This window comes from Mesorhizobium kamtschaticum (assembly GCF_056174585.1).
On record NZ_CM149691.1, the window covers coordinates 139,741 to 163,464 of the forward strand.

A 23,724-nucleotide genomic window follows, 5' to 3' on the forward strand; every position below is an offset into this window, starting at 1 on the left:
ATGACAGCATCAGACTTACATGGTCGCTATTCTGCTTAAAACGAAGCATCCCGCAATCGCGGCTCCAAGCTGAGCACCTTGCCCATTTCCTCACCGTCAAGCGCAGCCGCGATCCTTGATGAAACGCGGTCTGCCGCCACAAGCAGGGCCGCGTCTGGCATGTGGGCGTATCTCTGTGTGACGCCGGCCGGCCGGTGGCCAAGCAACCCAGCGATCACCAGTTCCGAAAACCCCATTTCGGCGGCGATGGATGCAAACGAGTGGCGAAGAGTATGCGCTGAAACGCCGGCAAGCTCGGCACGCGCCATTAGGCGCCCCAGGACACGGGGGAGGCCGACGAAATGGCCTTCACCGCGCTCCGCAGGGAAAATCCATTTCCGGTCAGAAGGTGCCGCCTTAAGCGCGTCTAGCGCGCTCGCCCCCATAGGCCTCGTCTGCCGGCCGGTTTTCGTGTCACCAAAGCGGATGCAGCGAGCGGAAAAATCAATCCACTCGACGGGCATCGCCAACGCCTCCATGCGCCTGCAGCCCGAAAGCAGAAGGAACCGGACGGCGGCAAGACCAACCGGCGACTCTAGTTCGCTCGTGGCCTCCCGCATCGCTTCGCCGAGCTTTCCAATTTCCTCAATTGTAAGAAATCTTTCCCGCCCTTTGATCGAAATCTTTTCAACGTTCGCCACTGGATTCCGGTCGATGATTTCGAGAGTTTTCCGCGCGAATTCAAACATCGCCGACAGCTGCGCCGTCACTCGGGCCGCCGCGCCGGCACCTCCGAGGGTGTGACCGCCGCGCCCCTTCCGACGCCGCTTAGAAGTCTGGCCGGTGCGGACGGCGGTCTGCATGTCCGCTACATCCTTGGTCGTCACTGACTTGACCAGCCGCCTGCCTATCAGCGGCTTAATGTGCGCTTCGGCGCGGCCCTCGTCGCCCGCCCATGTTGACGGCTTCACGTCCCGTTTTCGCGCTGCCTGGTATGCATCGTGAAGTTCTGAAACCGTCATCCCCTTGCGGACATCGGACTTTGCCGCCGCAGGAACCCCGCCGCCGGCAATCGAGCCGAGGTGCTGTTGAGCGACCTTTCTAGCTTCCTCCGCTGTAATGGTCCCCACCCGCGCCAAGGCCATTTTCCGCTGTTGGCCATCGCCGGTTCGATACTTCAAAATGTACGCGGTGACGCCGGATGGCATCATTCGAACGCCGAAGCCCTTCAACTCGGTGTCCCATAAGAATGCCGGTTTGGTGCCATCTCCCTTCAAGCCGGCGACACTGCTTTTTGTAATTTTCGCGACGTTGACCGTCTTAGTTTCGTTCGCCACCCACGCCCCTCCGTTTTTGGTACCACGAAAGCCAGGATAAAATCCTGGCACCACAATGGTACCACCATAGCGGAAAGTCACCGAAGGTCAAGTAACGCGCCGCAGCGTGAGACAACCGTTATCTCATTGCATTTGTTGCTCAATTAACCTCAATAAAATTGGCATCGGCTCGATTAACGCGGGAATTTGTTTTTCGTAATGATGGGGTCAGGTGTTCGAGTCACCTAAGCGGCACCAAAATTTCCCACATTCTCGACCGTCTCCGGCATTAGGCTTTGCGCCCTCCGAGCGCCATATGGGTACGCGCCTTGCACTACGATGCTATGGCGATGTTGCCGGTTGGGGAATTGCTGCCTTGGTCACGCGGCGCTGCTCTTTTTCAGATTGGCCGAATCCAGTGATCCACTCTCCTCAGCGATAGCCTCGGCGATGTATTCCCTGAGGTCGCCGACCTCATCTTGAATGTCTTCAGCGGCGATGCCTTCGTCCTGCGCATCGGCTATGCACTGGCTGGCCAGTTCCTGTGCCACGTCGACCCCAGCGGGAACCTGGGTCGGTTGTTCGACGACGTGCTCCTCGATCCAATCCTCCACAAAGTGGCCGGTTCGGTTGACGATGAGGTCGGCGTCTTCGGAGAGGTCCGCCTCGGTTTTCAGATCATCCTTGGTTAATGCCTTCATGGGACTCACACCTCACAATGGACTTGCTTCCAACGCCCACAGGTTGCCGAAAGATGCATCGGGTTGACGAAAAACATTGTTTGGGACGTGGATTGCCTCAACCCACGGCTATCGGCCCCTGCATCGTGGGAACAGGTCGTCCTCCGCTCGCGTTACTAAGCACGCTTCGGACATCGATCCGGGCAAAGGAGGCGGACCATGAAGGACGAGGCATTCAGCACCCCAGTCAAAGTGCGTCTGAGTGATGGAGCCGAAATCCGGCTAATCGCCTCTGCTCAGGAGGCGGCGAGGGAGGCCTTTGCCGCTCTGGCCGATCACGCAGGCATCCTGATTGAACGCGGCGCTGAGTAAGGTGCCGCCAGTGGCTTCGAAAGCGAACCGGAGCCCGCAGCCAGCAGGCAAGCAAGCCTCGTTGATCGACGAAGAAGCGGCCAGTCGCGCTGCATCAACGACGCAGGACAGCAAGGCGACGCTACGGTTGGAGCACGGCGAGCGAGGGCGCAACGCGGCCTGGCCATCACAGATTCCTGCTCTGGGCTGGAAGGATATTTTCTGGCGGCTGTGGGAAGAATTCAACAAGGACCGGGTTCTGCTGGTCGCGGCCGGCGCCACCTTCTACCTGTTGTTGGCCCTGTTTCCGGCGCTGGCCGCGTTCATCTCTATTTACGGCTTTGTCGCCGACCCGGTTGCGGTCGCCGACCATGTCGCCTATCTCGGTGGATTGCTGCCGTCGGGTGGGTTGGACCTCATTCGCGGCCAGTTGCAAGCACTGGCCGGGCAGAAACCCGGCGCTCTCGGCACCGGTTTCTTCATCGGCCTTGGCATCGCGCTGTGGAGTTCCAACAGCGGTATGAAAGCCCTCTTCGATGCGATGAACATCGCCTATGAAGAGCGCGAGAAACGCAGCTTCCTCATGCTCAACGCGATGTCGATCCTGTTTACGGTCGGAGCGCTGGTGATCGGTATAGTGCTGTTGCTGACGGTGGGCGTGGTTCCGGCACTGCTACGGTATTTCTACCTTGACGCCTGGACGGAAACGCTCGTCGCGGTGTCTCGGTGGCCGATCCTGATCGGCGCCATGCTGACCGGCATTTCCCTGCTCTATCGCTTCGGGCCGAGCCGCGAACATGCGAAATGGCGTTGGTTGAGTTGGGGCGCCTTGATTGCGACAGTGGCGTGGATTGCGGCGTCCTGGCTGTTCTCGTTCTACCTGCAGCATTTTGCCAATTACAACGCCACATACGGGTCGCTGGGCGCGGTTGTCGGCTTGATGATGTGGACATGGATTTCGGTCATCATCCTCATCGCCGGCGCCGCCATCAATGCGGAGATGGAGCATCAGACCGAGATCGACTCCACCACGGGGCCGGCTCGCCCAATGGGCAAGCGCGGTGCCGTCGTCGCCGACACGTTGGGCAAGATTGCGGATTGATACCTGGCATCATGGATCGCGACGCTGGCGACCCATATCCGCCATTGTCGCGACTCGGGTTTGGTGGGAAACTCGTGGGCCTCAGCATGGGAGGTCCAAAATGCCCAACACTTTCAAGACCGGAGACGTCGTCAAGCTGAAGTCGGGGGGGCCGAAGATGACGGTCAGCGACGGCGCCGCTTCCGGCATGTATCTGTGCCACTGGTTCAACCGTGAGGGCGATGTTTGGATCCCGCAACATGCGGGTTTCAAACCGGACCAGCTGGTGGCCGCCGACCCATCGGCGTAGCCTGCCCGTTCGCCAGGGGTGGTGGCCGGCCGGCGTGAATTCGGATCACGCCGGATGAAGGTATCACGATCGCTGCTCTTGACGGCGATACCCGAGTCGGCAAGGCCGACCATCGAAGGTATCAGCACAGGCGACCGACGGATTTCCCCTATCGCGGCGTTTAACGGTTGAAGCGTGACCACGGCATGGGCCGTGGCCGATGCGCCAACCGGAGACGCCGAAGCATGATACGTCGTTCGATCCTTGCCGCTGCCTTGAGCCTGCTGACCGTTGCGGCTCTCGCCCAGACGGCGACGCAGCCCCCGGCCGCCACGCCGCCAGCCGCCGATACGGCCGCGCCAAAGGCCAAGTCCGACATCACGCTGGCCAAGTTCCAGAAGCGGCGTGAGAAGGCGATCATGGCCGCCGACACGGATGGTGACGGCAAGATCAGCCTGCTGGAGTGGGAGGCCTTCCAGGCCAAGCGCAACGTCAAGGGCGACGCCGCCAAATCCTTCGCGCGCATCGATTCCAACCATGACGGCTTCATCGATCGCACCGAGCTCGATGCGTTCTTCGCCAAGCGCTTTGCCAGGCTGGATAAGAATGGCGACGGCATTCTGACTGCCGACGAGATGCCAGGCCACAAATCCGCTCCCAAGCCGGAGCAATGACCAAGAGGCCATGACGCGTGATGGATATCGGGAGTGCGCCAGCCGATGAGCGTCGATCCGGACGAGGAGCTGGTTCGTCGGGTCGGCGCTGGCGATCCCGCGGCGGTGCAGGCGCTCGTCGCGCGCAAATTGCCGCGCATCCTTTCGCTTGCCGCGCGCATGCTGGGCGACGCGGCGGAGGCCGAGGACGTCGCGCAGGAAACCTTCCTGCGCATCTGGCGCCATGCCTCGAGCTGGCGGCGCGGCAATGCACGCTTCGACAGCTGGATCCACCGGGTGACGCTCAACCTCTGTTACGACCGTCTGCGCCGGCGCCGCGAGGTGGTAACCGACGATTTGCCGGACATTGCGGACCCTGCTCCGCTTCCCGATGCAAGCGAAGAGCCGCATCGGATCGAGCAGGCCTTGCAGGAGATCGCGCCACGCCAGCGCGAGGCGATCATCCTGGTCTACTATCAGGAGATGTCCAACATCGAGGCGGCAGCGACCCTGGAGATCAGCGTCGATGCGTTGGAGAGCCTGCTCGCGCGCGGCCGGCGGGCCTTGCAGATGATCCTAGCCAGGGAAGGCGTCCATGACTGAAAAAGGCGCGACCATGAATGGCGCACAGCCATCACGCCTTGCTGGCGTCCGGCGGGGCTGCCTCGTTTCCAACCCGCGTGGGCACGCGGCACCAAAGGGCAAGGGGAAAACACATGGCTGAAGACATCGAGGACGACCCGGCAATGGACGCCAGACGCTTCGCGGCGCTCACTGAGGCCTATGGCGGCGATTTGCGGCGCTGGCCGCAAGCGGAGCGCGAAGCCGCCTCCGCCTTTGCTTCAAGCGAGACAGGGCAAGCCATTTCGCGAAAGGCCGGCACGCTTGACGCGCTGCTTGACAGTTACAGCGTCCGGCACCCCGGCAAGGCGCTGCATGACACAATCCTGCGGACCGCCGACCGGTACATCGTCCGGCGCCGGCGCCAGCGGTTCTGGTGGCTGGGGCTGGGGCTTGCCGGCATTGGCCTGGCCGGCGCCATCGCCGGACTGGCGCTGGTGACCGTCGTCACGCCCGAGGTTCAGCCCGACCATTATGTGCTCGATGCCAATGCGACGGCGTTCGGCGATGCCGGGCCCGAGACGATCGAGGAAGACCTATGAGCGCAGGCCGTAACCTCCTCATCGCATCGGTGGTGGCGAACGTCTTCCTGGCCGGGGCGCTGGCCGGCGGGGCCGTCTGGATCAGAAGCGGCAAGCCGGCCCAGGGCTATTCGCTGGAAGCGGCCGGCGGCCGGCTTCCCGACCAGCAGCGCATGCTGTTCCGCAAGGCGCTGCGCGAGGTCCGCCACGAGTCGCGCGACATCATCCTCGACGGCCAGCAGGCCAGGCGCGAGGCAGCGGATTTGCTGCGGCAGCCTGTCCTCGACACCGCAGCCCTGTCGGCCGCTCTGGAGCGGGCCCGCAATGCCGACGTCACCGTGCGCACGCGGCTGGAGCAGCGCATTATCGAATTCGCGGCGGCGGGTTCCGCCGAGGATCGCAGCGTGTTGGCGGAGGGCCTCGCAAGACGCAGCGGGACACAGCCATCCGCCACGCCAAAAAAATCGCCGTGACGACCGACGGAAAATACCGACGACGCCCGTTTAACGAGATGAAGGGCAGGACCTGCCGGACCGTGTGGTGCGACAGGTTTTCAACCTCGGACAACTTCGGAGCATGGTCATGAACTCTCTGACAAAATACGCGATCACCGCCGCTCTCGCGGTGACCGGAACGGCGGCGACGGTTGCGGCATCCTCGGCGATGCCGCTGGCGCCGCTTGCCGCCCCAGCGCTGGTCGAGCACGTCGCCTGGGGTTGCGGCCCTGGCTGGCATCCCAATCCCTGGGGCCGCTGCGTCCCCAACCGCGTGGTGGTCTACCCCCGCTATTACTACGGGCCCGGCCCCGCCTTCTACGTCTGGCACCCGCACCACCACTGGCACCGCTGGCACCACTGGTAAGGGCCACGGGGGGCCGGCAGCGCCGGACCCACGACCCCCAGTTGAACAGGCACGAAACGGCTCGAACGGGCTTCCGGCGCCGCGCGCGGAAGCCCAAGCAATGGAGAGCTGACTTGGCTATCCCGGCCCCCAATTCCCCACCGGATCCAGCTCTCGTTACTTTCAACCGCTTCGGCCTCGGCGCGAGGCCCGGCGACCGCGACAGGGTGGCCCACGACCCGCGCGGCTATCTGAAGGCGGAACTGCGGCAACCCGACATCGCCATGATCTCGCTTGACGATCCGGCCTATGCGAGCCTGCTGGGCAGCACGTCAGCCATCGAGGCCAGCATGGCGGCAAATTTCCAGCGCAAGCTCGACCGCGAGCATATGGCCGCAGCCACGGCACAGCCAGCAACGACGAGCGCCCAGAGCATGCCTGCCCAGAATATGCCCGCCCAGAATATACCCGCGAAGGCCACGCCGGCCCCAATTGCGCCGGCCCAGCCCGTGCCGACGCCCGCGGCCCCGACAAAGCCCGCCCCGCCAATCGAGGCCACGCTGTTTCGCGCAGAAGCCCAGGCGCGCTTCGACAAGGCGCTGCGCGCCGAGGCCGGCTTTGTCGAACGTCTCGTCTATTTCTGGTCGAACCATTTCTGCGTTTCCGTGGCGAAGGACAACATCGTGCGGGCGAGCGCCGGTGCCTTCGAACGGGAAGCCATCCGGCCCTTCGTACTCGGCCGTTTCGCCGACATGCTGATGGCGGTCGAGCGGCATCCGGCGATGCTGTTCTATCTCGACAACCAGCAGTCGATCGGCCCGGACTCCCGCGCCGGCAAGAACCGCCAGCGCGGCCTCAATGAGAACCTCGCCCGCGAGATCATGGAACTGCACACGCTGGGCGTCGGCAGCGGCTATAGCCAGGCCGATGTCACCAGCTTCGCGCGTATCCTGACCGGCTGGACGACGGCCGGGCGCGAAGGTCGGCTGGGCGAACCCGGCAGTTCCGTCTTCAACGCCAATGCCCATGAGCCGGGCGATGCGGTGCTGCTGGGCAAGACCTATCCGGCCGGCGGCATGGGGCAGGCCGAGGCGGCGCTCAACGACATCGCCAGCCATCCGGCGACGGCGCAGCATATCGCCACCGAGCTCGCCCGTCATTTCATAGCGGACGATCCGCCGCCGGCGGCGGTCGCGCGTCTGGCCAAGGTTTTCGCCAAGAGCGACGGCAATCTCCGGGCCCTGGCGTCGACCCTCATCGACATGCCGGAGGCCTGGTCAACGCCCCTGGCCAAGATGCGCTCGCCCTTCGACTACATCGCCGCTATCCGCCGGGCGGCCGGCCCGGCTCCGGCGAACGATCCCGGCCAGTCGCTCAACTGGCTCAACGCACTCGGCGAGCCGCTCTGGCAGCCGCCGGGACCGAACGGCTTTTCCGACCAGGCGGACAGCTGGGCCTCGGCCGAAGGCATGAAGATCCGCCTCGACATCGCGTGGCAGGCGGCCCGCCAGGTCAAGGATATCGGTAATCCCGACGACATGCTCGACGCCGTCATCGGCCCGTCCGCCTCGGCTGAGACGCGGCAAGCGGTGGCCCGCGCCGAGTCCAAGCAGCAAGGCCTGGCACTGTTGCTGATGGCGCCGGAATTCCAGAGACGATAGCGCGAGCGACAGGTCCGGCGCCGACAACTCCCATGGAGATCAAGTCATGAGCCTGCTGTGTGAAACCCCCTCCCGCCGCGCCATGCTGATGAGCGGTGGCGCGCTGTTTGCCTGGGCCTATCTGCCCCGCTTCGCCCGTGCCGCCGACAATCGCGATCCGCGCCTGATCGTCATCGTCCTGCGCGGCGCGCTCGACGGCCTGTCGGCGGTCGGTCCGGTCGGCGACCCCGACTATGCCGGCCTGCATGGCGACATCGCTCTCTCGCTCGCAGGCCCGCACGCGGCGCTGCCGCTCGACGGTTTCTTCGCGGTCAATCCGGCGATGCCGGTGTTCGCCAGGCTGTTCAAGGCAAACCAGGCGGCGGTGGTGCATGCGGCCGCGACGGGCTATCGCGAACGCTCGCATTTCGACGGCCAGGATGTGCTGGAAAGCGGTTTCGCCGGCCCGGGCCATGTCGCCACCGGATGGCTCAACCGGGCGCTGGAGAGCCTGCCGGCGGGCGACCGCGTGGCGACGCTTGGCGGCTTGGCTGTCGGACCGTCGACGCCGCTGGTGATCCGCGGCTCAGCCCCTGTGCTCGGCTGGGCGCCGCAATCCCTGCCGGCGCCGGCCGGCGACCTCGCGGCGCGGGTTCTTGACCTCTACCAGCATCGCGACCCGGTGCTGGCGGTGGCCTTGCAAAAGGGCCTCGACGCCGACCGCATGGCGCTCGACGACCAGATGGGTGGCAATGCGAAGGGCGGGGTGATGAAGCCGAAGGGCGGCCTCGACAGCGCCGCCGGCATGCGGCAGGCCGCGCAAGGCGCCGCCAGGCTGATCGCGGCCGATGATGGACCGCGCGTTGCCGCCCTCGCCTTCGACGGCTGGGACACGCATGTCAATGAGGGCGGGGCGACCGGCCGGCTCGCCACGTTGCTCGGCGGCCTCGACGGCGCCTTCGAGGAATTCGAGAAGGGTCTCGGCGAACGCTGGAAGGACACGGCGATCGTCGCCATCACCGAGTTCGGGCGCACGGCGCAGATCAACGGCACGGTCGGCACCGATCACGGCACCGGCACGGTGGTGCTGCTCGCCGGCGGCGCGATCAAGGGCGGCCGCGTCATTGCCGACTGGCCGGGATTGAAGCCGGCCCAGCTTTACCAACAACGCGATCTGGCGCCGACTAGCGATGTCAGGGCGGTGCTGAAAGGCCTGCTCGCTGACCAGTTCGGCCTTTCCGCCGCTGTACTCGGCGACAAGGTGTTTCCGGAATCCGCCGCGGTGAAGCCGATGCGGGATCTCGTCGCATGAGGAAGGAAGATGGCGTCACAGCGGACGCCACCTCTAGCGGAAACGCTCACACCGCTTCAGAGCGGGGGCCGTGTCGATCCGCTCCGTGATCACCAGTGGCGGTGCCAGTGGTGATGGTGCCGCCAATGTCCCGGCCCGACTATTATCACACGACGATGGTTGGGCACGCAACGCCTCCACCGGTTCATGTGCCAGCCAGGGCCGCATCTCCAGCCGACGCTTTCGGCCTGCAGCGGAGCGGCACTCGGCTTTGCTACGGGCAGCGCCTGCGAGCCGACGCTCGACAGCATCAACGTGCCTGCTGCGACTGCGATGGGCAAAATGTATCTGGCGAGCATGATTGTGTCCTCCATGGTTGACATTCCCGAGGACAGCATACCACTCAGCCGGCTGAATGCCGGGTGGGTGGTCCGATCACATATTCGTTAGCAGCAGAGCGCTCGCCAGGCGACGCCGCGACGTTCTGCGCGGCGCCGTCGAGCATGTCGCCTTGATCAGGCGGCCTCGACCTTGGCGACCGGTGCATCCTCTCCCCGCACGAGTTTGGTCACGCCGGCGAAGTCGAGCTTGCCGGAGCCGAGCACAGGCACTTTCTGAACGACGCGCACTTCGGCGGGCACCATCAGGTCCATGGCGCCGTTGGCCTTGGCGAAGGCCAGGAACTCGGCGCGTGTGGCGCCGGGAGCCTCGGTGATGAGAATGAGCTTCTCGCCCTTGCGCTCATCCGCCACCGCCGCGACGGCCGACAACGAGCCTTTCCACAATTCGCCCGCCAGCGCCTCGACGGCGGCGAGCGAAATCATCTCACCACCGATCTTGGCGAAGCGCTTGGCGCGGCCGCGAATGGTGATGAAGCCGCCCTCGTCCACCGAGACGACGTCGCCAGTGTCATGCCAGCCATCCGGCAGCGGTTCCAGCACTCCCGGCTTCTCGGCGCGCAGATAGCCCGCCATCACGTTGGGCCCGCGAACATGCAGCCTGCCGCCTTCGTCGACACCGGGCACAGGATCGAGACGATACTCCATGCCGGGCATGATTTTGCCGACACTGCCGGAACGGTTGTACATCGGGGTGTTGATGGAGATTACCGGCGCGGTCTCGGTGACGCCATAGCCTTCCAGGATGCGCACGCCGAACTTTTCCATATAGGTCATGCGCGTCGACGCCTTGACCGGTTCCGCGCCGGCAAAGCAATAGCGTATCGAGCGGAAGTCGTACGGGTGCGCGGTGCGCGCATAGCCGCCGAGGAATGTATCGGTGCCGAAGATGATGGTCGCGTTGGATGCGTAGATCAGTTCCGGCACGATGCGGTAGTGCAGCGGTGATGGGTAGAAATAGACCGGTACACCCGAAATCAGCGGCAGCACCGTGCCAGCCGTCAAGCCGAAGGAATGGAAGATCGGCAAGACGTTGAACACCTTGTCGCCCGAGTGGAAGTCGATCCGCGATGCCGCCTGCGCGGCATTGGCCAGGATGTTGCGGTGGGTGAGCACCACGCCCTTCGGCGTGCCCTCCGACCCCGAGGTGAACAGGATCACCGCCGGGTCGGTGGGCAAGCGCTTCGCGCGCGGCGTCGACTTGCGCAGCACGCCAAGCAGCTTGTCCTTGAGACCGATGGTTTTGCGCAGATCGTCGAGCCAGACGATGTCGACCGAGCGGCCGATTTCCTCGACCACCGCACCGAGCTTTGCCTGCTCGACGAACGCGCGAGACGTGAGCACAGTCCGGACTTCGGCCGCCTTGCAGGCGGACAGGATGTTGGCCGCACCTGCGGTGAAGTTGATCATCGCCGGCACCTTGCCGGCCGACATCACGCCAAGCAGTGTGGCGCAAGAGCCGTTGGCGTTGGGCAGCATGATGCCGAGCGTCTGCTGATCGGCGTAAAGGTTCTGGAATTTCTCACCGAGTACGGCGGCCGCCGTCAGCAGCTTGCCATAACTCAGCGAACCGGTGACCGGATCCTCCACGGCAAGCTCTCCCATGCCGCGTTCATTCGCCGTCAGGATGATCTTTTCCAGCACCGTCTTGTCGATGTCCTGGGTGCGGAAGACAAGATCCGACATCACCTGATAGAGTGCCGCACCCGCCGCGGCGCGACGCTTGCGGCCCTTCAGTTCCTGCGGCACTTCGAGCTTGACCGGTTCCAGAATGGTCACCTTGACCTTCGGGAACAGGCGGCGGCGCACATGCTGCGACGTCAGCCGGGAGAACGGGCTTTTCTCCAGCCCATCGATGCGGATCGGCACAACCATCGAGCCGGTCTTGTCCGCCACCATGGCGGCGCCGTCATAGACCTTCATCAGCCCGCCGGTGACCGTGATGCGGCCCTCGGGAAAGATGACCAGCGGATCGCCGCCCTGCACGACCTTGATCAGCGTGCGGGTCGACATCGGCTTGGCCGGGTTGAGCGGCAGAGCGCGGGCAAGCTTCATGAACGGCTTCATCCACCAGGCCTGGGCGATGGTGTAGTCGATGGCGAAGACCGGCTCCTCGTCGGTCAGCGTCAGCGCCAGCGGACCGTCGAGGAAGCTGACGTGGTTGAGTGCCAGGATCGGCGCCTTGCCGGCCGCCTTGAGGTTTTCCATGCCCTCGACTTCGAGGCGATGGAAGGCGCGGAACAGGATGGAGACGAAATCGCGGAACGCGTTGGTCGGCAGGAATTTCAGCATCAGCCAGGCGGCAATCGCATTGGCCGCGGCGAGGCCGAACAGGATGCCGCCGGTCGAGACTTTCGTCTGGATCGCGGCGACGAGAATGCCGCCGACGGTCATGAAGCCGGCATTGACGATGCTGACGGCAGCGACGACACGGGCGCGGCGCGCTTCGGGTGACCAGGCCTGCACCGCGGCGAAGGTCGGCACCACCAGGAAGGCGCTGGCGATGGCCATGCCGGCGAGATCGATCGCCACACGGATCGTGTTTGGCCCGGCGAAGAAGAACGCAAGGGTCTCAGCCTTGGGCGAAGGCTGCATGCTCCAGATGGTCCAGGCCAGATGCAGGCCGAACAGCGCCAGGAGCGCCGTGCCGACCGGTGCCGGCAGCAGCACGATGCGCCCCTGCGACATCCATGCCGCGATCGCCGAGCCTATCGCGATCGAGACGGCAAACACCGCGAGATAGACGGTGACGGCGATCTCGTTGCCGCCGAGTGAATCCTTGATCAGCGTCGGCAGGATCGACAGCACGATGGCGCCGATCAGCCAGAACCATGAGGTCATCAGGCCGGCGCGCCAGATGCGCGTGTCGGTGCGCAATTCGCTGACCTGGCGCCAGGTCGAACGGAAGATGTTCTTGTCGATGGCAAGGTCGGGTGCCGCCGAACCGGTGGGCGGTATGTAGCGGCTGACGAACCAGCAGCCGACGGCCAAGGCCATCATGATCGGTCCGAAGACCATGACGCCGATGCCATCGGCCGAAACGACGCCGCCGGCAATGGTGCCGCCGAGGATGGCGGCAAACGTGGCCGACTCGATCCAGGCGTTGGCCTTGGGCAGTTCCTTGCGCTCGAGATGGTCAGGCAAGATGCCGTATTTGATCGGTCCGAACAGCGCCGAGATGACGCCGAACATCAGCAGCGCCGTCATCAGCACCGGGATCGACGACAGCGCGATGCCGACGACAGAGACGCCCGCCGCGGCGATCTCGGCGAATTTCAGCCGGCGCGCGATCAAGGCCTTGTCGAAGCGGTCGGCAATCTCGCCGCCAAGCGCGGACAACAGCAGAAAGGGGGCCATGAAGACGGCCCCGGCAAGCGTGACCAGCGACGCCGCCTGGCCGGCGGCGAGCGTAAACAGGATCAGGAACACCAGTGTGTTCTTGAGGAAATTGTCGTTGAAGGCGGACAGGAACTGCGTCCAGAACAGAGGCGCAAAGCGCCGGGACAACATCAGATGCGTGTTCATGGCGATTTCCATTTTGCGGAACCTGCGACGATGCGCCGGAGGCTCTGCGGGTTGAAGGCGGTGTTTCAATCTCAGTGATATCAGTGAGCTGATTAAACTTCCTTACTGTGCTTGATGCCCATCCACGGCTTTCGGTCTGCCAGAAATGAACATCGTTCACAATTGCACTCTATCAGGTTCTGAACATTGTTCAAGCAGAAAATGAACGGCGTTCACCGCAGCCGAAAGCGGAGCCGGCGGCTGGTGAGGTCTGTCAGGGTCAGGCGTCTCAGTTGTCGGGTGCCGGACCTGGTCCCAGCGTTGCCACGGTCTTCAGAGCGCCATCGAGCATGTCGCCCTTCTCGTCCTTCAGCGCTGCCTCGCGCAGGCGGCGGATCCAGTCGGCGGCATCGTCGCGGCCCTTGAGCATGGGAAGCGCCGACAGCACGCGGTCGAATTTCGACTGGGCGCGGACATGGGTGTCGCTGTAGCCCTTGATCAGCCGGCGACAGTTGAGGATTTCGACGGCGAGCGCGTAGTCTGCCGGCACATGGCCGAGCGCCAGCGCGTACCAGCGATCGAGATGGATCATCTCGACCTTGTGGCGCAGCAGGCTGCGGCGCCAGCGGCGCAGGCCGCCGATGAACCAGAGGGCTGCGAAGCCGGCGAAGCTGTCGGTGCGGATGCGGCGGCCATGGTTGATGCGTCGGTCGAGGAAGGCGGCAAGTTTCGGCCGGTTCTCGATATAGCTGCCCAGCCGCTCCGGCAGCGTGCCGCAGAATTCCTCGATACGCGGATGGAAATATTCGGTCACCTGCAGGATCGAGCCATCCTTGACGCCGACCTCCTTGCGCACGCGTTTGTCGCGCGTCGAGCGCGTTTTCAGATCGGCGACCCGGATCATGTCGTCATAGCACAGGGCATTGGCGAGATGCTTGGCGGCGGCGATGGACAGCGCGTGGGCATGGTCGGCGCTCTCCAGCGCGACGGCCTTGTCCAGCCGGTCGAGATATTCCCGCCCGTACGCGATGTCTTGATAGTCGACGACCTTTCTCAGACCCCGCAACGCCATGTCGCGCACGGCCACGGGCATCAGGTCGATGCGGGCGGCCAGGGCCTGCCAGCCCTGCAGCAGGTTTTGCGGGCCAGTTACGCGCCCTGCGCCAAGGGCGGATTCGACAATCGCCGGCTCTGCCGGCTTTGGCGCCGGTGCGGCCGTGCCACGCGCGCGGTCATAGGCGGCGCCAAAGGCGGCGAGGCTGGCCTTGACGCCACGGCCGCCGGCACCGATAGCCTGCTCATAGCTTTCGCGCGTGAACGGCAACGCGTCGGATCCGGCCAGCGCGCCAAGCAGGCTGGCCGAAATCATCGAGCCGTTGTCGGCGGCGATCTTTTCCATGTCGAAAGCGATGAAGCGTTTGGACGCTGCTTCCGCCGTCGCATGCACCTTGGAGGACGAGGCGCGGCCGTCGCCCGGCTCGATCTTTTCCGACACGGCGGCGATACGGTGCGAGGAAGCAATCAGCGTGGTGCGCTCTGGTGTGACGAAGCCTCTGATGATGGCGCGACCGGCTTCCATCAATTCGGCGGCGATCAATATATCGACGTCGCCTTGCGAGGGCGACAGCGCGAAAACCGGCAGCCGGCCGGTGTCGCGGGCCATCTCGATATAATAGATCGTGGCGCCGGTGCGTTGTGCCACGCCGGCGACCGAGGTCGATTGCGCGACGTAGCCATTGCGCTCGGCGACATCGGTGATCCAGTCGGCCAACACGCCGCCACCCTGGCCGCCGACGGCCAGCACGGCGAGCTTGATGACGCGCTCGTCGTCCTGGGCGCCCGGGCGAGCGCGAAAGGGTGGGACAGCGTCAAGCATCGGCGAAGGTCAGGCGCCGGCTTTCGCGGCGGCGCTGCAACAGGCCGATGGTGGCGCGGCGTGCGCTTTCCAGAAAGCGGTCCCAGCGGCTCGGATTGTGCACGACATCGGCGCGGTAGAAGGAGGGGCACAGCACGGCGGCGTCCGCCACCTCGCCGCAATTGCCGCAGCCGACGCAGCTCTGGTCGATGCTCGCCACCGGGTCATCGCGCAGCGGATCGTCGAGCGACTTCACCGACAGCGACGGGCAGCCGGACAGTCGCATGCAGGCATGGTCGCCGGTGCAGATGTCCTCGTCGACGCCGAATTTCGGCTTCACCACACGCTCGCCGCCCTTGATCGCCTGGTCGACCAGCGGCTTTTCGCGGCGCTGCCGGTTGAGCATGCATTCGGACGAGGCGACGATGACCTTCGGCCCCTTCTCCTCCGTCGTCAGCGCCTCGCGCAACGTGTCCTGCATCTTGGTCACGTCATAGGTGCGGTCGACATGGCGCAGCCATTTGACGCCCATACCTTTCACCGCCTCGGTGATCGGATGCTTGGTCGATTTGGTCTTGTTGCCGGCGCGTGACGACAGGATGTCCTGGCCGCCCGTGGCGGCGGAGTAAAAATTATCGACGATGACGATGACGCCGTCGTTCTTGTTGAACACCGCATTGCCGATCGAGGAGGTCAGGCCGTTGTGCCAGAAGCCGCCATCGCCGACGAAGGAGATCGAACGGCGCTTGGCGTCGGGCGAATTGAACGCCGAGGCCGAGGCCGGCCCCAGACCGTAGCCCATGGTGGTGGCGCCGAGTTCGAAGGGCGGCATGATCGAGAACAGATGGCAGCCGATGTCGGAGGCGATGTGGTGCTTGCCGAGCTCCTGCTCGACCAGTTTGGTCGCGGCAAAGATCGGCCGCTCCGGGCAGCCGATGCAGAAGCCCGGCGGACGACCGGGCACGACATTGATCAGGTTCGCGGTGTCGACGCCGTCGCCGACTTTGTTGGGTGCGCGCACTTCGCCCGGGAGCAGATGCGGCGCCTCGGCGCGCAGGAAGGTGCCAATGCCGTCGAGCATGACTTGGCCGGTGTATTCGCCGGCCATCGGCAGATATTCCTTGCCTACCAGCCTGGTGCCGCGCCCGGCCTTGTGCAGCATCGCGGCAAAGGCCTGCTCGATGTAATTGGGCTGGCCTTCCTCGACGACGAGCACCGCCTGCTTGCCTTCGCAGAAGGACAGGAACTCATCGTCGATCAAGGGATAGACGGCGTTGAGCACATAGAGCGGCACATCCGTCTCGCCGTAAGTGTCGGCAAGGCCAAGCCGCTGCAGCGCGCGGATGACCGAATTGTACATGCCGCCCTGCATGACGATGCCGACCGAGCCATGGTCCGAGCCGAAGAATTCGTTGATCTTGTTCTTGCGGATGAAATCGACCGCAGCCGGCCAGCGTTTTTGCACCTTCTCCTTCTCGTGCAGGAAGGAGGCGGGCGGCAACACGATGCGGCCGGTGTCGCGGCGCGGCGCGTCGAGCGCGTCGGCTACCGTCATGGGCGGCCGCTTGTTGTCCTTGGCAATGAAATGGCCATGGACGTGGCAGCAGCGGATGCGCACCTGCAGCATGACCGGCGTGTTGGAAATCTCGGACAGTTCGAAGCCGTCTTCCACCGCCTTGACGATCGACGGCAGGTTCGGGCGTGGATCGAGCAGCCAGACCTGGCTCTTCATGGCGAAGGCATGGCTGCGCTCCTGCATGATCGAGGAGCCCTCGCCATAATCCTCGCCGACAATGATCAGCGCGCCGCCGGTGACGCCGCCGGAAGCCAGGTTGGCGAGCGCATCGGACGCGACATTGGTGCCGACCGTCGACTTGAAGGTCGCGGCACCACGAATGGGATAATGCACCGAGGCGGCCAGCATGGCGGTGGCGGTGGCTTCCGAGGCGCTGGCCTCGAAATGCACGCCGAGCTCGCCCAGAATGTCCTGCGCGTCGGCCAGCACGTCCATCAGATGGCTGATCGGCGCGCCCTGATAGCCGCCGACATAGCCGACGCCGCATTGCAGCAGCGCCTTGGTGATGGCGAGGATACCTTCACCGGCAAATTCCTCGCCGGCGCCGAGCCGGAGTTTTTCGACTTCCTTGGCAAAAGACCGTTCGGCCATTTTTTCAATCCTTCCGTTACCGCCCGGCCCGTTATCGCCAGGCATCGGCGGCGCGTAGGTCTAGATGTCGTGCTTGCGAATGTTCTTGAGCATCTTCAAAAGCGTAGCGATCAGTGCCGCGTATTCAGCGTCGTCGATATCGTCGAACATCGCCTCGAAGGCATCATGCATGGCCGGCCAGGCGCGGGTGAATTCGGCGCGGCCGTCGTCGGTCAGGAACACGTGGCGAATGCGGCTGTCGGTGACACCTTGCTCGCGCCGCACGAACCCTTGCCCCTCCAGCGTGTCGAGCGTACGGCTCAAGGTCGACTGCTCGATGACGGTGTAGACCGAGAGATCGTTGACGGTGACGCCGTCGGCGACCGAAAGGACCGCAAGAGTACGCACCTGCGGAATGGTCAGCCCCTGTTTGCGGAAATCGTCGCGTAAGGTGGCGTTGTAGCGGCCCATGATGCGGTTCATCAGATAGGGCGCGAATTGCTGCAGGCCGATCTGACCCAGGGTCGAAATGCGCTGGCGTTTTTCCGCGACCTTCTGCTCCATCACAGCCTCCCCGCCAGCAGAAAGCCGGAGCCGCCGCCGAGGCCCGCGCCCGGATGGGTCGAGGCGCCGATATGGTAGAGGTTTTTGATGCCGGTCTGATGGTTGCGGCTGGTCTTGAACGGCCGCCACAGGAAGGACTGGTCGATGGTCGAGGAGCCGCCGTAGGGGTCGCCGCCGACGAGATTGATGTTCATCGCTTCGAGATCGGCCGGCGAATAGGCACGGCGCGCGATCACGCTGTCCTTGAAGCCGTCGATGTGACTGGCGAGGATCGCTTCGGCACGATCGGCATAGGCCTCGCGCAGCGCGTCGGTCCATTGCCCGTCAGCGGGCGCCTGCAGCTTGCCGGCGGCGTCGCCCTTGATGTGCCGGGGCGCCTCGGGCAGTTGCAGCCACAGGATCGCCTTGCCTTCCGGGCAGCGCGATGGATCGAGCGCATGCGGCTGGCCGACGCAGATGGTAGGCACTTCCGGCAGCATGCCGCGCGCCGCCTCGTTGCAGGCCTTCGACACGCCATCCAGTCCAGGCGTCAGGTGCAACAACGCCACGTTGTCCAGCCCTTCGCCGCGCCAGGACGGCGGCTTGTCGAGGGCGTAATGGATCTGGAAATTGCCTTTGCCGTAGCGATATTTCTGCGTCGCCTCGACATAGGCTTTGGGCGCATTCGCGCCGAGCAGGCGGCCATAAAGTTGCGTCGGCGTGACCGAACAGATGACGCTTTTGTTGGCAGTGATTGTCTCGCCAGACGCCAGCCTCACGCCCGTCGCGCGGCCACCGGTCTGGACGATCGAGGCGACATCAGCACTGGTGCGGATGTCGCCGCCACGTTCCCGGATCAGGGCTTCGAAGGCGGAGAGCAGGGTCTTCGCTCCGCCCTTGACGATCGGCGCGCCGGCCGCCTCCAGCGCGAAGGCGATGACCTTGGCGATCTGGCCGGAGAAGGCATCCTCGGGTCCTAGCCCGGCATGCAGCACCCATGGCGCCCACAGCGCGCGGATGGTTTCGGACTGATAGGTGCTTTCCAGCCAGCTTCGCGCCGGCACCAAGGCGTCGCCGAGAAAGGCGGCAAGGCCGCGCGGACCACGCTGCCAGGCATCGCCGGCCAACAGTTTCGCGGTGGGATAGGACCACAGTGCGCCGCCGAGCAAGCCGAACAGCAGGCCGGCATTGCGCTCGATGCCACCGACATCCCCCGCATGCCGGTCGCCGTCGCCCGCGGCGATCGCATTGATTGCCGCGACATTGGCGGCGCGGTCGGTGCTCAGCACGGCATGGCTGCCGTCCGGCCGCAGCACGCCGGTCGGCGTGCCGGTGCGGCAGAACTCCAACCCGTGTCGCGCAAGATCGCCGCCCAATGCCGCAAAGGCCGGCGAGGTGATGAACAACACGAAGGTCGTCGCCATCACATCATGGATGAAGCCGGGCGCGGTGATCTCCTCGGTGCGCATGCAGCCGCCGATGCGGTCGTTGCGTTCGAGGACGAGCACATCAGCGCCCTTGCCGCCGAGCATCGCCGCGCAGACCAGCGCGTTGATACCGCTGCCGACGATGATGTGATCGGGGGCGCTCATCGAGGGCTTCCTGTGGGCAGCGGGTAGGCTTGCGAGGTCAGCCCTCTACGGCGCCCCCCCTCTGTCCTGCCGGACATCTCCCTCTCTAGGGGGGAGATTAGCAGTTCCAGCGCCCTGCTCATTTCTGCAAAGTTGGAGATTGGCGAAAGCCGTTGTTACGGCCAATCTCCCCCCTTGAGGGGGAGATGTCCGGCAGGACAGAGGGGGGTGAGCGCCAGCGCTGCCCGGCTGCCACCCATTACCCATTGTCACTCCATCGCCTGCGCGCATGATCTTCTCCCGAAGATCCCTTACTGCCCTACCACCAGCGCCAGCGCGCGGATCGGGCTGCCGGTGCCGTGCTCGATCTTGAGCGGTGCCGCGATCAGGATCGCGCCTTTCGGCGGCAGCTGGTCGAGATTGCAGAGGCTGGCGAGACCGTAGCGGTTGGCCTTGTGCATCAGCGTGTGCGCCGGGAATGGCGGCTCCATGCCGCCAGCCTTGCCGGCATCGGTGCCGATCGTCTCCGAGCCCCAGCCCTTGATGTCCTTGCTGATCAGGAACTGGATGGCTTCTGCCGTCGGGCCGGGCGTGTGCGGGCCGGCCTCGTTGGCGTTGAGGAATTCGGCTTCCGAACCGTTGCGTTTGTACCAGTCGGTGCGCATCACAACCCATTCGCCGGCGTTGATGGCGCCGTGCTTGGCTTCCCATGCCTTGATGTGGTCGACGGTGAGCAGGAAATCATGGTCGGCTGCGGCTTCCTTCGAACAGTCGATGACATTGACCGGGCCAACGAAATTCTGCGCCGGAATGGTGTCGGTGGCGCCGTCCAGATAGTCCTTGCCGCTGATCCAGTGCTGCGGCGCATCGAAATGCGTGCCCGAATGCTCGCCGAGCTTCAGCCAGTTCCACGCCCACCACGGACCGTTCTTGTCATAGCGGGAGATGTTGTGGATCTCGACCTTCGGTGTGTCGACGGCAAGCTCCGGCGGCAGCTTGATCAGAGGCGTGTCGGGACCGAGCGGGGCCGACAGGTCGACCACCCTGATGGCGCCTGAAAGCAGCTGGCCGGCGACTTCGCCGAGGAGTTTCTGGGTGTCCATTGTCTCTGTTCCCTCTTTCTGGTGATGATCAAGGCTCGTCTCGGCCCTTAATATCCTACTAGACGAAAACATATGCATCTGCAATTATCTTTAAGCATAAAGGAAATGGGAACGGGGCGTGAGCGAGTTCGACGCCATCTTTATCGGGGCGGGCCACAACAGTCTGGCATGCGCCGCGCATCTGGCGCTCAAAGGCTGGAAAACCGGGATTTTCGAGCGCAGTGCAACAATCGGCGGCGCCGTCCAGACCCGCGAATTCACCCTTCCCGGGTTCCGACACGATTTCGGTGCGATGAATCTGAGCCTGTTTGCCGGCTCGGCCTTCCACCGGAAATATGCAAATGAATTGAAAGCGAGAGGGTTAGAGTTCGCGCCGGTCGCCGACTGTTTCGCCAGCGCCTTCCCCGATGGACGCTGGTTCGGCGTCAGCAACGACCTCGAAAAAACCGCGACGCGCATGGCTGCCTTTTCAGCCGCCGATGCCGCGACATGGCGCAGACTGGTTGCGGCATTCCCGGCCGAGGCCGAGCATCTGTTCCGGCTGCTGGGATCGCCGATGAGCGCCCGTTCGCTTGCCGGCACCGCCTGGAATCTATGGCGCAAGAAGGGTACGTCTGGCGCGCTCGACACGGGCCGTCTGCTGTTGTCCTCACCCCGCGCCTGGCTTGAGGAAAACTTCGAGTCTGCGCATGTGCGGGCAACGCTCGCGACCTGGGGCATGCATCTCGATTTCGCACCAGACATCGCCGGGGGTGCCGTGTTCCCCTATCTGGAATCGATGGCCAACCAGAGCTTTGGCATGGTGCTGGGCAAGGGCGGCGCGGACACCATCATCCGGGCGCTCGCAGGCATGGTCACATCCGCCGGCGGCAAGATCGTCACCAGCGCCGAGGTGGCCGAGATCACCGTTTCAGCCAGCAAGGCGACCGGCGTGCGGCTCGCGTCCGGTGAGACGCATACAGCGACCAGGGCGGTCATTGCCGGTGTCGCACCCAAGGCGCTGAGCGACAGACTGCTGCCCAAGGGTTCCGGTGACACCGGCTTCGATACGGCAATGCAAAAATTCCGGTACGCGCCGGGCACGATGATGATCCATCTGGCGTTGGACGATCTGCCCGACTGGCGCGCTGGCGCCGAGCTTCGGCAGTTCGCCTACGTGCATCTGTCGCCGTCGCTCGATGCGATGTCGCGCACCTATCAGCAGGCGATGGCAGGCATGCTGCCGGACGAACCGGTGCTGGTTGTCGGCCAGCCCTCAGCGATCGATCCGTCGCGCGCACCTCAGGGCAAGCATGTGCTGTGGGTGCAGGTGCGCATGCTGCCTGCCGAAATCCTGGGCGATGCCGCGGGCAAGATCGCGACCGCGCATTGGGATCGGGTCAAGGAGGCCTACGCCGAGCGCGTGCTCGACATCATCGAGACCTACGCGCCCAACTTGCGGGCGAAGATCCTCGGCCGTTCGGTGTTCTCGCCGATCGATCTCGAGCGCGAGAATCCGAACCTGGTCGGCGGCGACCAGGTCTGCGGCAGCCATCATCTGGCGCAGAATTTTTTGTTCCGTCCGGCGCGCGGCTATGCCGGCTGGGACACGCCGGTTGGCAATCTGCATCTCACCGGGGCAGCAACATGGCCGGGCGCCGGCACCGGTGCGGCCTCGGGTTTCATGCTCGCGCAACAGCTTGGCGGGAGGTAGGAGCCGAAGATTTCACAGAGGCGACGAGGGGCACGGCGCTGCTGCCCGCGAAGCCTGGACCAATGAAGTGACATTGCCGCGCGACGAAAACAGAAAACCAACAAGGGGAACGACCATGACAATCAACAGACGCGAATTGCTGGGATACAGTGCCGCAGCACTTGGGGTGGCCGCCGTCGGCTTGCCACAGATCGCCAAGGCGGCTGCCGGCGAGCTGACCATCGCCTACAATGTCAACCTGCCGTCCTGGGATCCGACCACCGGCCCCTCCGCCGTCAACCCGACCATTCAGGGTCTGTACCAGTCGGTGTTCGACCAGTTCATCCCGCAGAAACCGGACCTGTCCTTCGCGCCAGGCCTGCTCACCGAATGGGGCTGGAACGACGATCGCACCAAGGTGACGATGACGGTGCGCGAAGGCGTGAAATGGCATGACGGCTCGCCCTTCACGCCCGAGGACGTCGTCTGGTCGCTGCAGCGGGCGGGCGACGAGAAGACCGGCAACCCGATCCAGTTCGTCTGGAAGAACGTCAACAACTTCAAGATCGACGGCAACAAGATCACCGGCGACGTGGTGCAGTTCGACCCGGTCTATTTCAAATGGATGTCGTTCCTGACCGGCTACATCATGCCGAAGGCCTATTACGAGAAGGTCGGAGCCGAAGGTTTCGAGAAAGCGCCTATCGGCACCGGCCCCTACATGGTTGAAAAATTCGAGCGCAATGCCTTCCTGCGGCTCAAGGCCAACCCGAACTATTGGGGCGGCAAGCCGGCCTTCGAGAATGTGACGATCAAGTTCGTCACCGACGCGGCGAGCCGTGTGGCCGAAATCGAGTCCGGCTCCTCGCAGGTGACGCTGGAAATCCCCTACGAGGAATATGACCGGCTGATCGCCAAGGACGGGCTCACTGGCTCGTGCAAGAACGTCTCCGACATCGGCATGATCTTCTTCAACAACAAGGACGCCATGCTGGACAAGAATGTCCGCCAGGCGGCTGTGATGTCGGTGGACAAGGAGCTTCTGGTCAAGCGCCTGCTGCGCGGCTACGGCCAGCCGATCGCGACGCTGGAAACGCCGGAATATGCCGCCTACGATGCGTCGATCAAGGTCGAGCACAATCCGGAAAAGGCCAAGGAATTGCTCGCCGCCTCCGGCTATTCGCCGGAGAAGCCCGCCAAGATCACCATCCAGACGACCAAGGGCTTCAAGCCCAAGGACTACGAGATGGTGCAGGCGATCGTCGGCATGTGGCGCAAGGTCGGCATCGAGGCGACGATCGAAGTCTACGAGATCGCCAAGCACTATGAACTGCGCGCCGCCCACAAGCTGGCACCGGCGGCCTTCTACAATTGGGGCAATGCCATCGGCGACCCGACCACGTCGACCGGCTTCGCCATGTTCGGGCCGTCGCCGCACTCGTCGTGGAAGACCGACGACCTCGATGCCAAGATCGGGCCGCTGTGGGGCGAGAAGGACGAAGCCAAGCGCATTGCCGGCTGGAAGGCCGTCGACAAATACATCGCCGAGCAGGCCTATGTGCTGCCGGTGCTGCAGTTCGCACAGCCGGTCGTGCATGCCAAGGGCGTCAAGGTGGTACAGCATCTTTCCGGCGCGCTGCTGCCGGCGCTGATGACCCCGGCCTGATATC

At 64.3% G+C, this 23,724-nt stretch carries 21 protein-coding genes; 12 read left to right on the forward strand and 9 right to left on the reverse strand.

Annotation, left to right across the window (positions count from 1 at the left end; genetic code table 11):
- Positions 1-35 precede the first annotated feature (35 nt).
- Complete coding sequence (locus AC0V7N_RS00675; protein WP_496627647.1) at positions 36-1,316, reverse strand: tyrosine-type recombinase/integrase; 1,281 nt, start codon at positions 1,314-1,316, stop codon at positions 36-38.
- 359 nt (positions 1,317-1,675) lie between these two features.
- Positions 1,676-1,996, reverse strand: coding sequence for a hypothetical protein (locus AC0V7N_RS00680; protein WP_475453821.1), 321 nt, complete (start codon positions 1,994-1,996; stop codon positions 1,676-1,678).
- A gap of 198 nt (positions 1,997-2,194) precedes the next feature.
- Between AC0V7N_RS00680 and AC0V7N_RS00685 the strand changes: the two genes are divergently transcribed.
- The 10 genes from AC0V7N_RS00685 (at position 2,195) to AC0V7N_RS00730 (ending at position 9,283) form a co-directional block, all read left to right on the forward strand.
- The gene (locus tag AC0V7N_RS00685) at positions 2,195-2,347 is read left to right on the forward strand and encodes a hypothetical protein (protein ID WP_475453822.1); all 153 of its coding nucleotides are present in this window, start codon (positions 2,195-2,197) and stop codon (positions 2,345-2,347) included.
- A gap of 10 nt (positions 2,348-2,357) precedes the next feature.
- A complete protein-coding gene (locus AC0V7N_RS00690) occupies positions 2,358-3,428 on the forward strand; it encodes a YihY/virulence factor BrkB family protein (RefSeq protein ID WP_475460137.1) in 1,071 nt (356 codons plus the stop codon).
- Positions 3,429-3,528: 100 nt separating this feature from the next.
- Positions 3,529-3,717: a YodC family protein gene (locus tag AC0V7N_RS00695; protein WP_019863018.1), complete on the forward strand. Its 189-nt coding sequence runs from the start codon at positions 3,529-3,531 to the stop codon at positions 3,715-3,717.
- Between the two features lie 224 nt (positions 3,718-3,941).
- Positions 3,942-4,370: an EF-hand domain-containing protein gene (locus tag AC0V7N_RS00700; protein ID WP_475453824.1), complete on the forward strand. Its 429-nt coding sequence runs from the start codon at positions 3,942-3,944 to the stop codon at positions 4,368-4,370.
- A 45-nt stretch (positions 4,371-4,415) separates the two neighbouring features.
- The gene (locus AC0V7N_RS00705; RefSeq protein WP_475453825.1) at positions 4,416-4,952 is read left to right on the forward strand and encodes an RNA polymerase sigma factor; all 537 of its coding nucleotides are present in this window, start codon (positions 4,416-4,418) and stop codon (positions 4,950-4,952) included.
- Positions 4,953-5,065: 113 nt separating this feature from the next.
- Positions 5,066-5,512, forward strand: a complete 447-nt coding sequence (locus AC0V7N_RS00710) for a hypothetical protein (RefSeq protein WP_475453827.1) — start codon at positions 5,066-5,068, stop codon at positions 5,510-5,512.
- Complete coding sequence (locus tag AC0V7N_RS00715; RefSeq protein ID WP_475453828.1) at positions 5,509-5,964, forward strand: periplasmic heavy metal sensor; 456 nt, start codon at positions 5,509-5,511, stop codon at positions 5,962-5,964. Before AC0V7N_RS00710 ends, AC0V7N_RS00715 begins: the two co-directional genes overlap by 4 nt.
- 109 nt (positions 5,965-6,073) lie before the next feature.
- A complete protein-coding gene (locus AC0V7N_RS00720) occupies positions 6,074-6,352 on the forward strand; it encodes a GCG_CRPN prefix-to-repeats domain-containing protein (protein WP_475453830.1) in 279 nt (92 codons plus the stop codon).
- A 113-nt stretch (positions 6,353-6,465) separates the two neighbouring features.
- Positions 6,466-7,992 carry a DUF1800 domain-containing protein gene (locus tag AC0V7N_RS00725; RefSeq protein ID WP_475453831.1) on the forward strand — a complete coding sequence of 509 codons (1,527 nt, stop codon included), beginning with the start codon at positions 6,466-6,468 and terminating at the stop codon, positions 7,990-7,992.
- A 46-nt stretch (positions 7,993-8,038) separates the two neighbouring features.
- Positions 8,039-9,283: a DUF1501 domain-containing protein gene (locus tag AC0V7N_RS00730; protein ID WP_475453833.1), complete on the forward strand. Its 1,245-nt coding sequence runs from the start codon at positions 8,039-8,041 to the stop codon at positions 9,281-9,283.
- An 89-nt stretch (positions 9,284-9,372) separates the two neighbouring features.
- Here the strand turns inward: AC0V7N_RS00730 and AC0V7N_RS00735 are convergent, their stop codons facing one another.
- The 7 genes from AC0V7N_RS00735 to AC0V7N_RS00765 all read right to left on the reverse strand — a co-directional run bounded on the left by AC0V7N_RS00735 (position 9,373) and on the right by AC0V7N_RS00765 (position 20,382).
- Positions 9,373-9,621, reverse strand: a complete 249-nt coding sequence (locus AC0V7N_RS00735; protein WP_475460140.1) for a GCG_CRPN prefix-to-repeats domain-containing protein — start codon at positions 9,619-9,621, stop codon at positions 9,373-9,375.
- Between the two features lie 156 nt (positions 9,622-9,777).
- Positions 9,778-13,185, reverse strand: coding sequence for an acyl-[ACP]--phospholipid O-acyltransferase (locus AC0V7N_RS00740; RefSeq protein ID WP_496627648.1), 3,408 nt, complete (start codon positions 13,183-13,185; stop codon positions 9,778-9,780).
- A gap of 268 nt (positions 13,186-13,453) precedes the next feature.
- On the reverse strand, positions 13,454-15,040 hold the full coding sequence (locus tag AC0V7N_RS00745) for an indolepyruvate oxidoreductase subunit beta family protein (RefSeq protein WP_475453836.1): 1,587 nt from the start codon (positions 15,038-15,040) through the stop codon (positions 13,454-13,456).
- The gene (locus tag AC0V7N_RS00750; RefSeq protein ID WP_475453838.1) at positions 15,033-17,186 is read right to left on the reverse strand and encodes a thiamine pyrophosphate-dependent enzyme; all 2,154 of its coding nucleotides are present in this window, start codon (positions 17,184-17,186) and stop codon (positions 15,033-15,035) included. Before AC0V7N_RS00750 ends, AC0V7N_RS00745 begins: the two co-directional genes overlap by 8 nt.
- A gap of 60 nt (positions 17,187-17,246) precedes the next feature.
- The gene (locus tag AC0V7N_RS00755) at positions 17,247-17,729 is read right to left on the reverse strand and encodes a MarR family winged helix-turn-helix transcriptional regulator (protein ID WP_027043603.1); all 483 of its coding nucleotides are present in this window, start codon (positions 17,727-17,729) and stop codon (positions 17,247-17,249) included.
- Positions 17,729-19,300 (reverse strand): phytoene desaturase family protein, encoded by a 1,572-nt coding sequence (locus AC0V7N_RS00760; RefSeq protein WP_475453840.1) that lies wholly within the window; start codon positions 19,298-19,300, stop codon positions 17,729-17,731. The genes AC0V7N_RS00755 and AC0V7N_RS00760 overlap by 1 nt, the downstream gene beginning before the upstream one ends.
- A 290-nt stretch (positions 19,301-19,590) precedes the next feature.
- Complete coding sequence (locus AC0V7N_RS00765; RefSeq protein ID WP_475453841.1) at positions 19,591-20,382, reverse strand: cyclase family protein; 792 nt, start codon at positions 20,380-20,382, stop codon at positions 19,591-19,593.
- 118 nt (positions 20,383-20,500) lie between these two features.
- On the opposite strand from AC0V7N_RS00765, the gene AC0V7N_RS00770 reads away from it, so the two are divergent.
- The gene (locus AC0V7N_RS00770) at positions 20,501-22,075 is read left to right on the forward strand and encodes a phytoene desaturase family protein (protein ID WP_475453843.1); all 1,575 of its coding nucleotides are present in this window, start codon (positions 20,501-20,503) and stop codon (positions 22,073-22,075) included.
- Between the two features lie 115 nt (positions 22,076-22,190).
- On the forward strand, positions 22,191-23,720 hold the full coding sequence (locus AC0V7N_RS00775; RefSeq protein WP_475453844.1) for an ABC transporter substrate-binding protein: 1,530 nt from the start codon (positions 22,191-22,193) through the stop codon (positions 23,718-23,720).
- Positions 23,721-23,724: the final 4 nt, after the last annotated feature.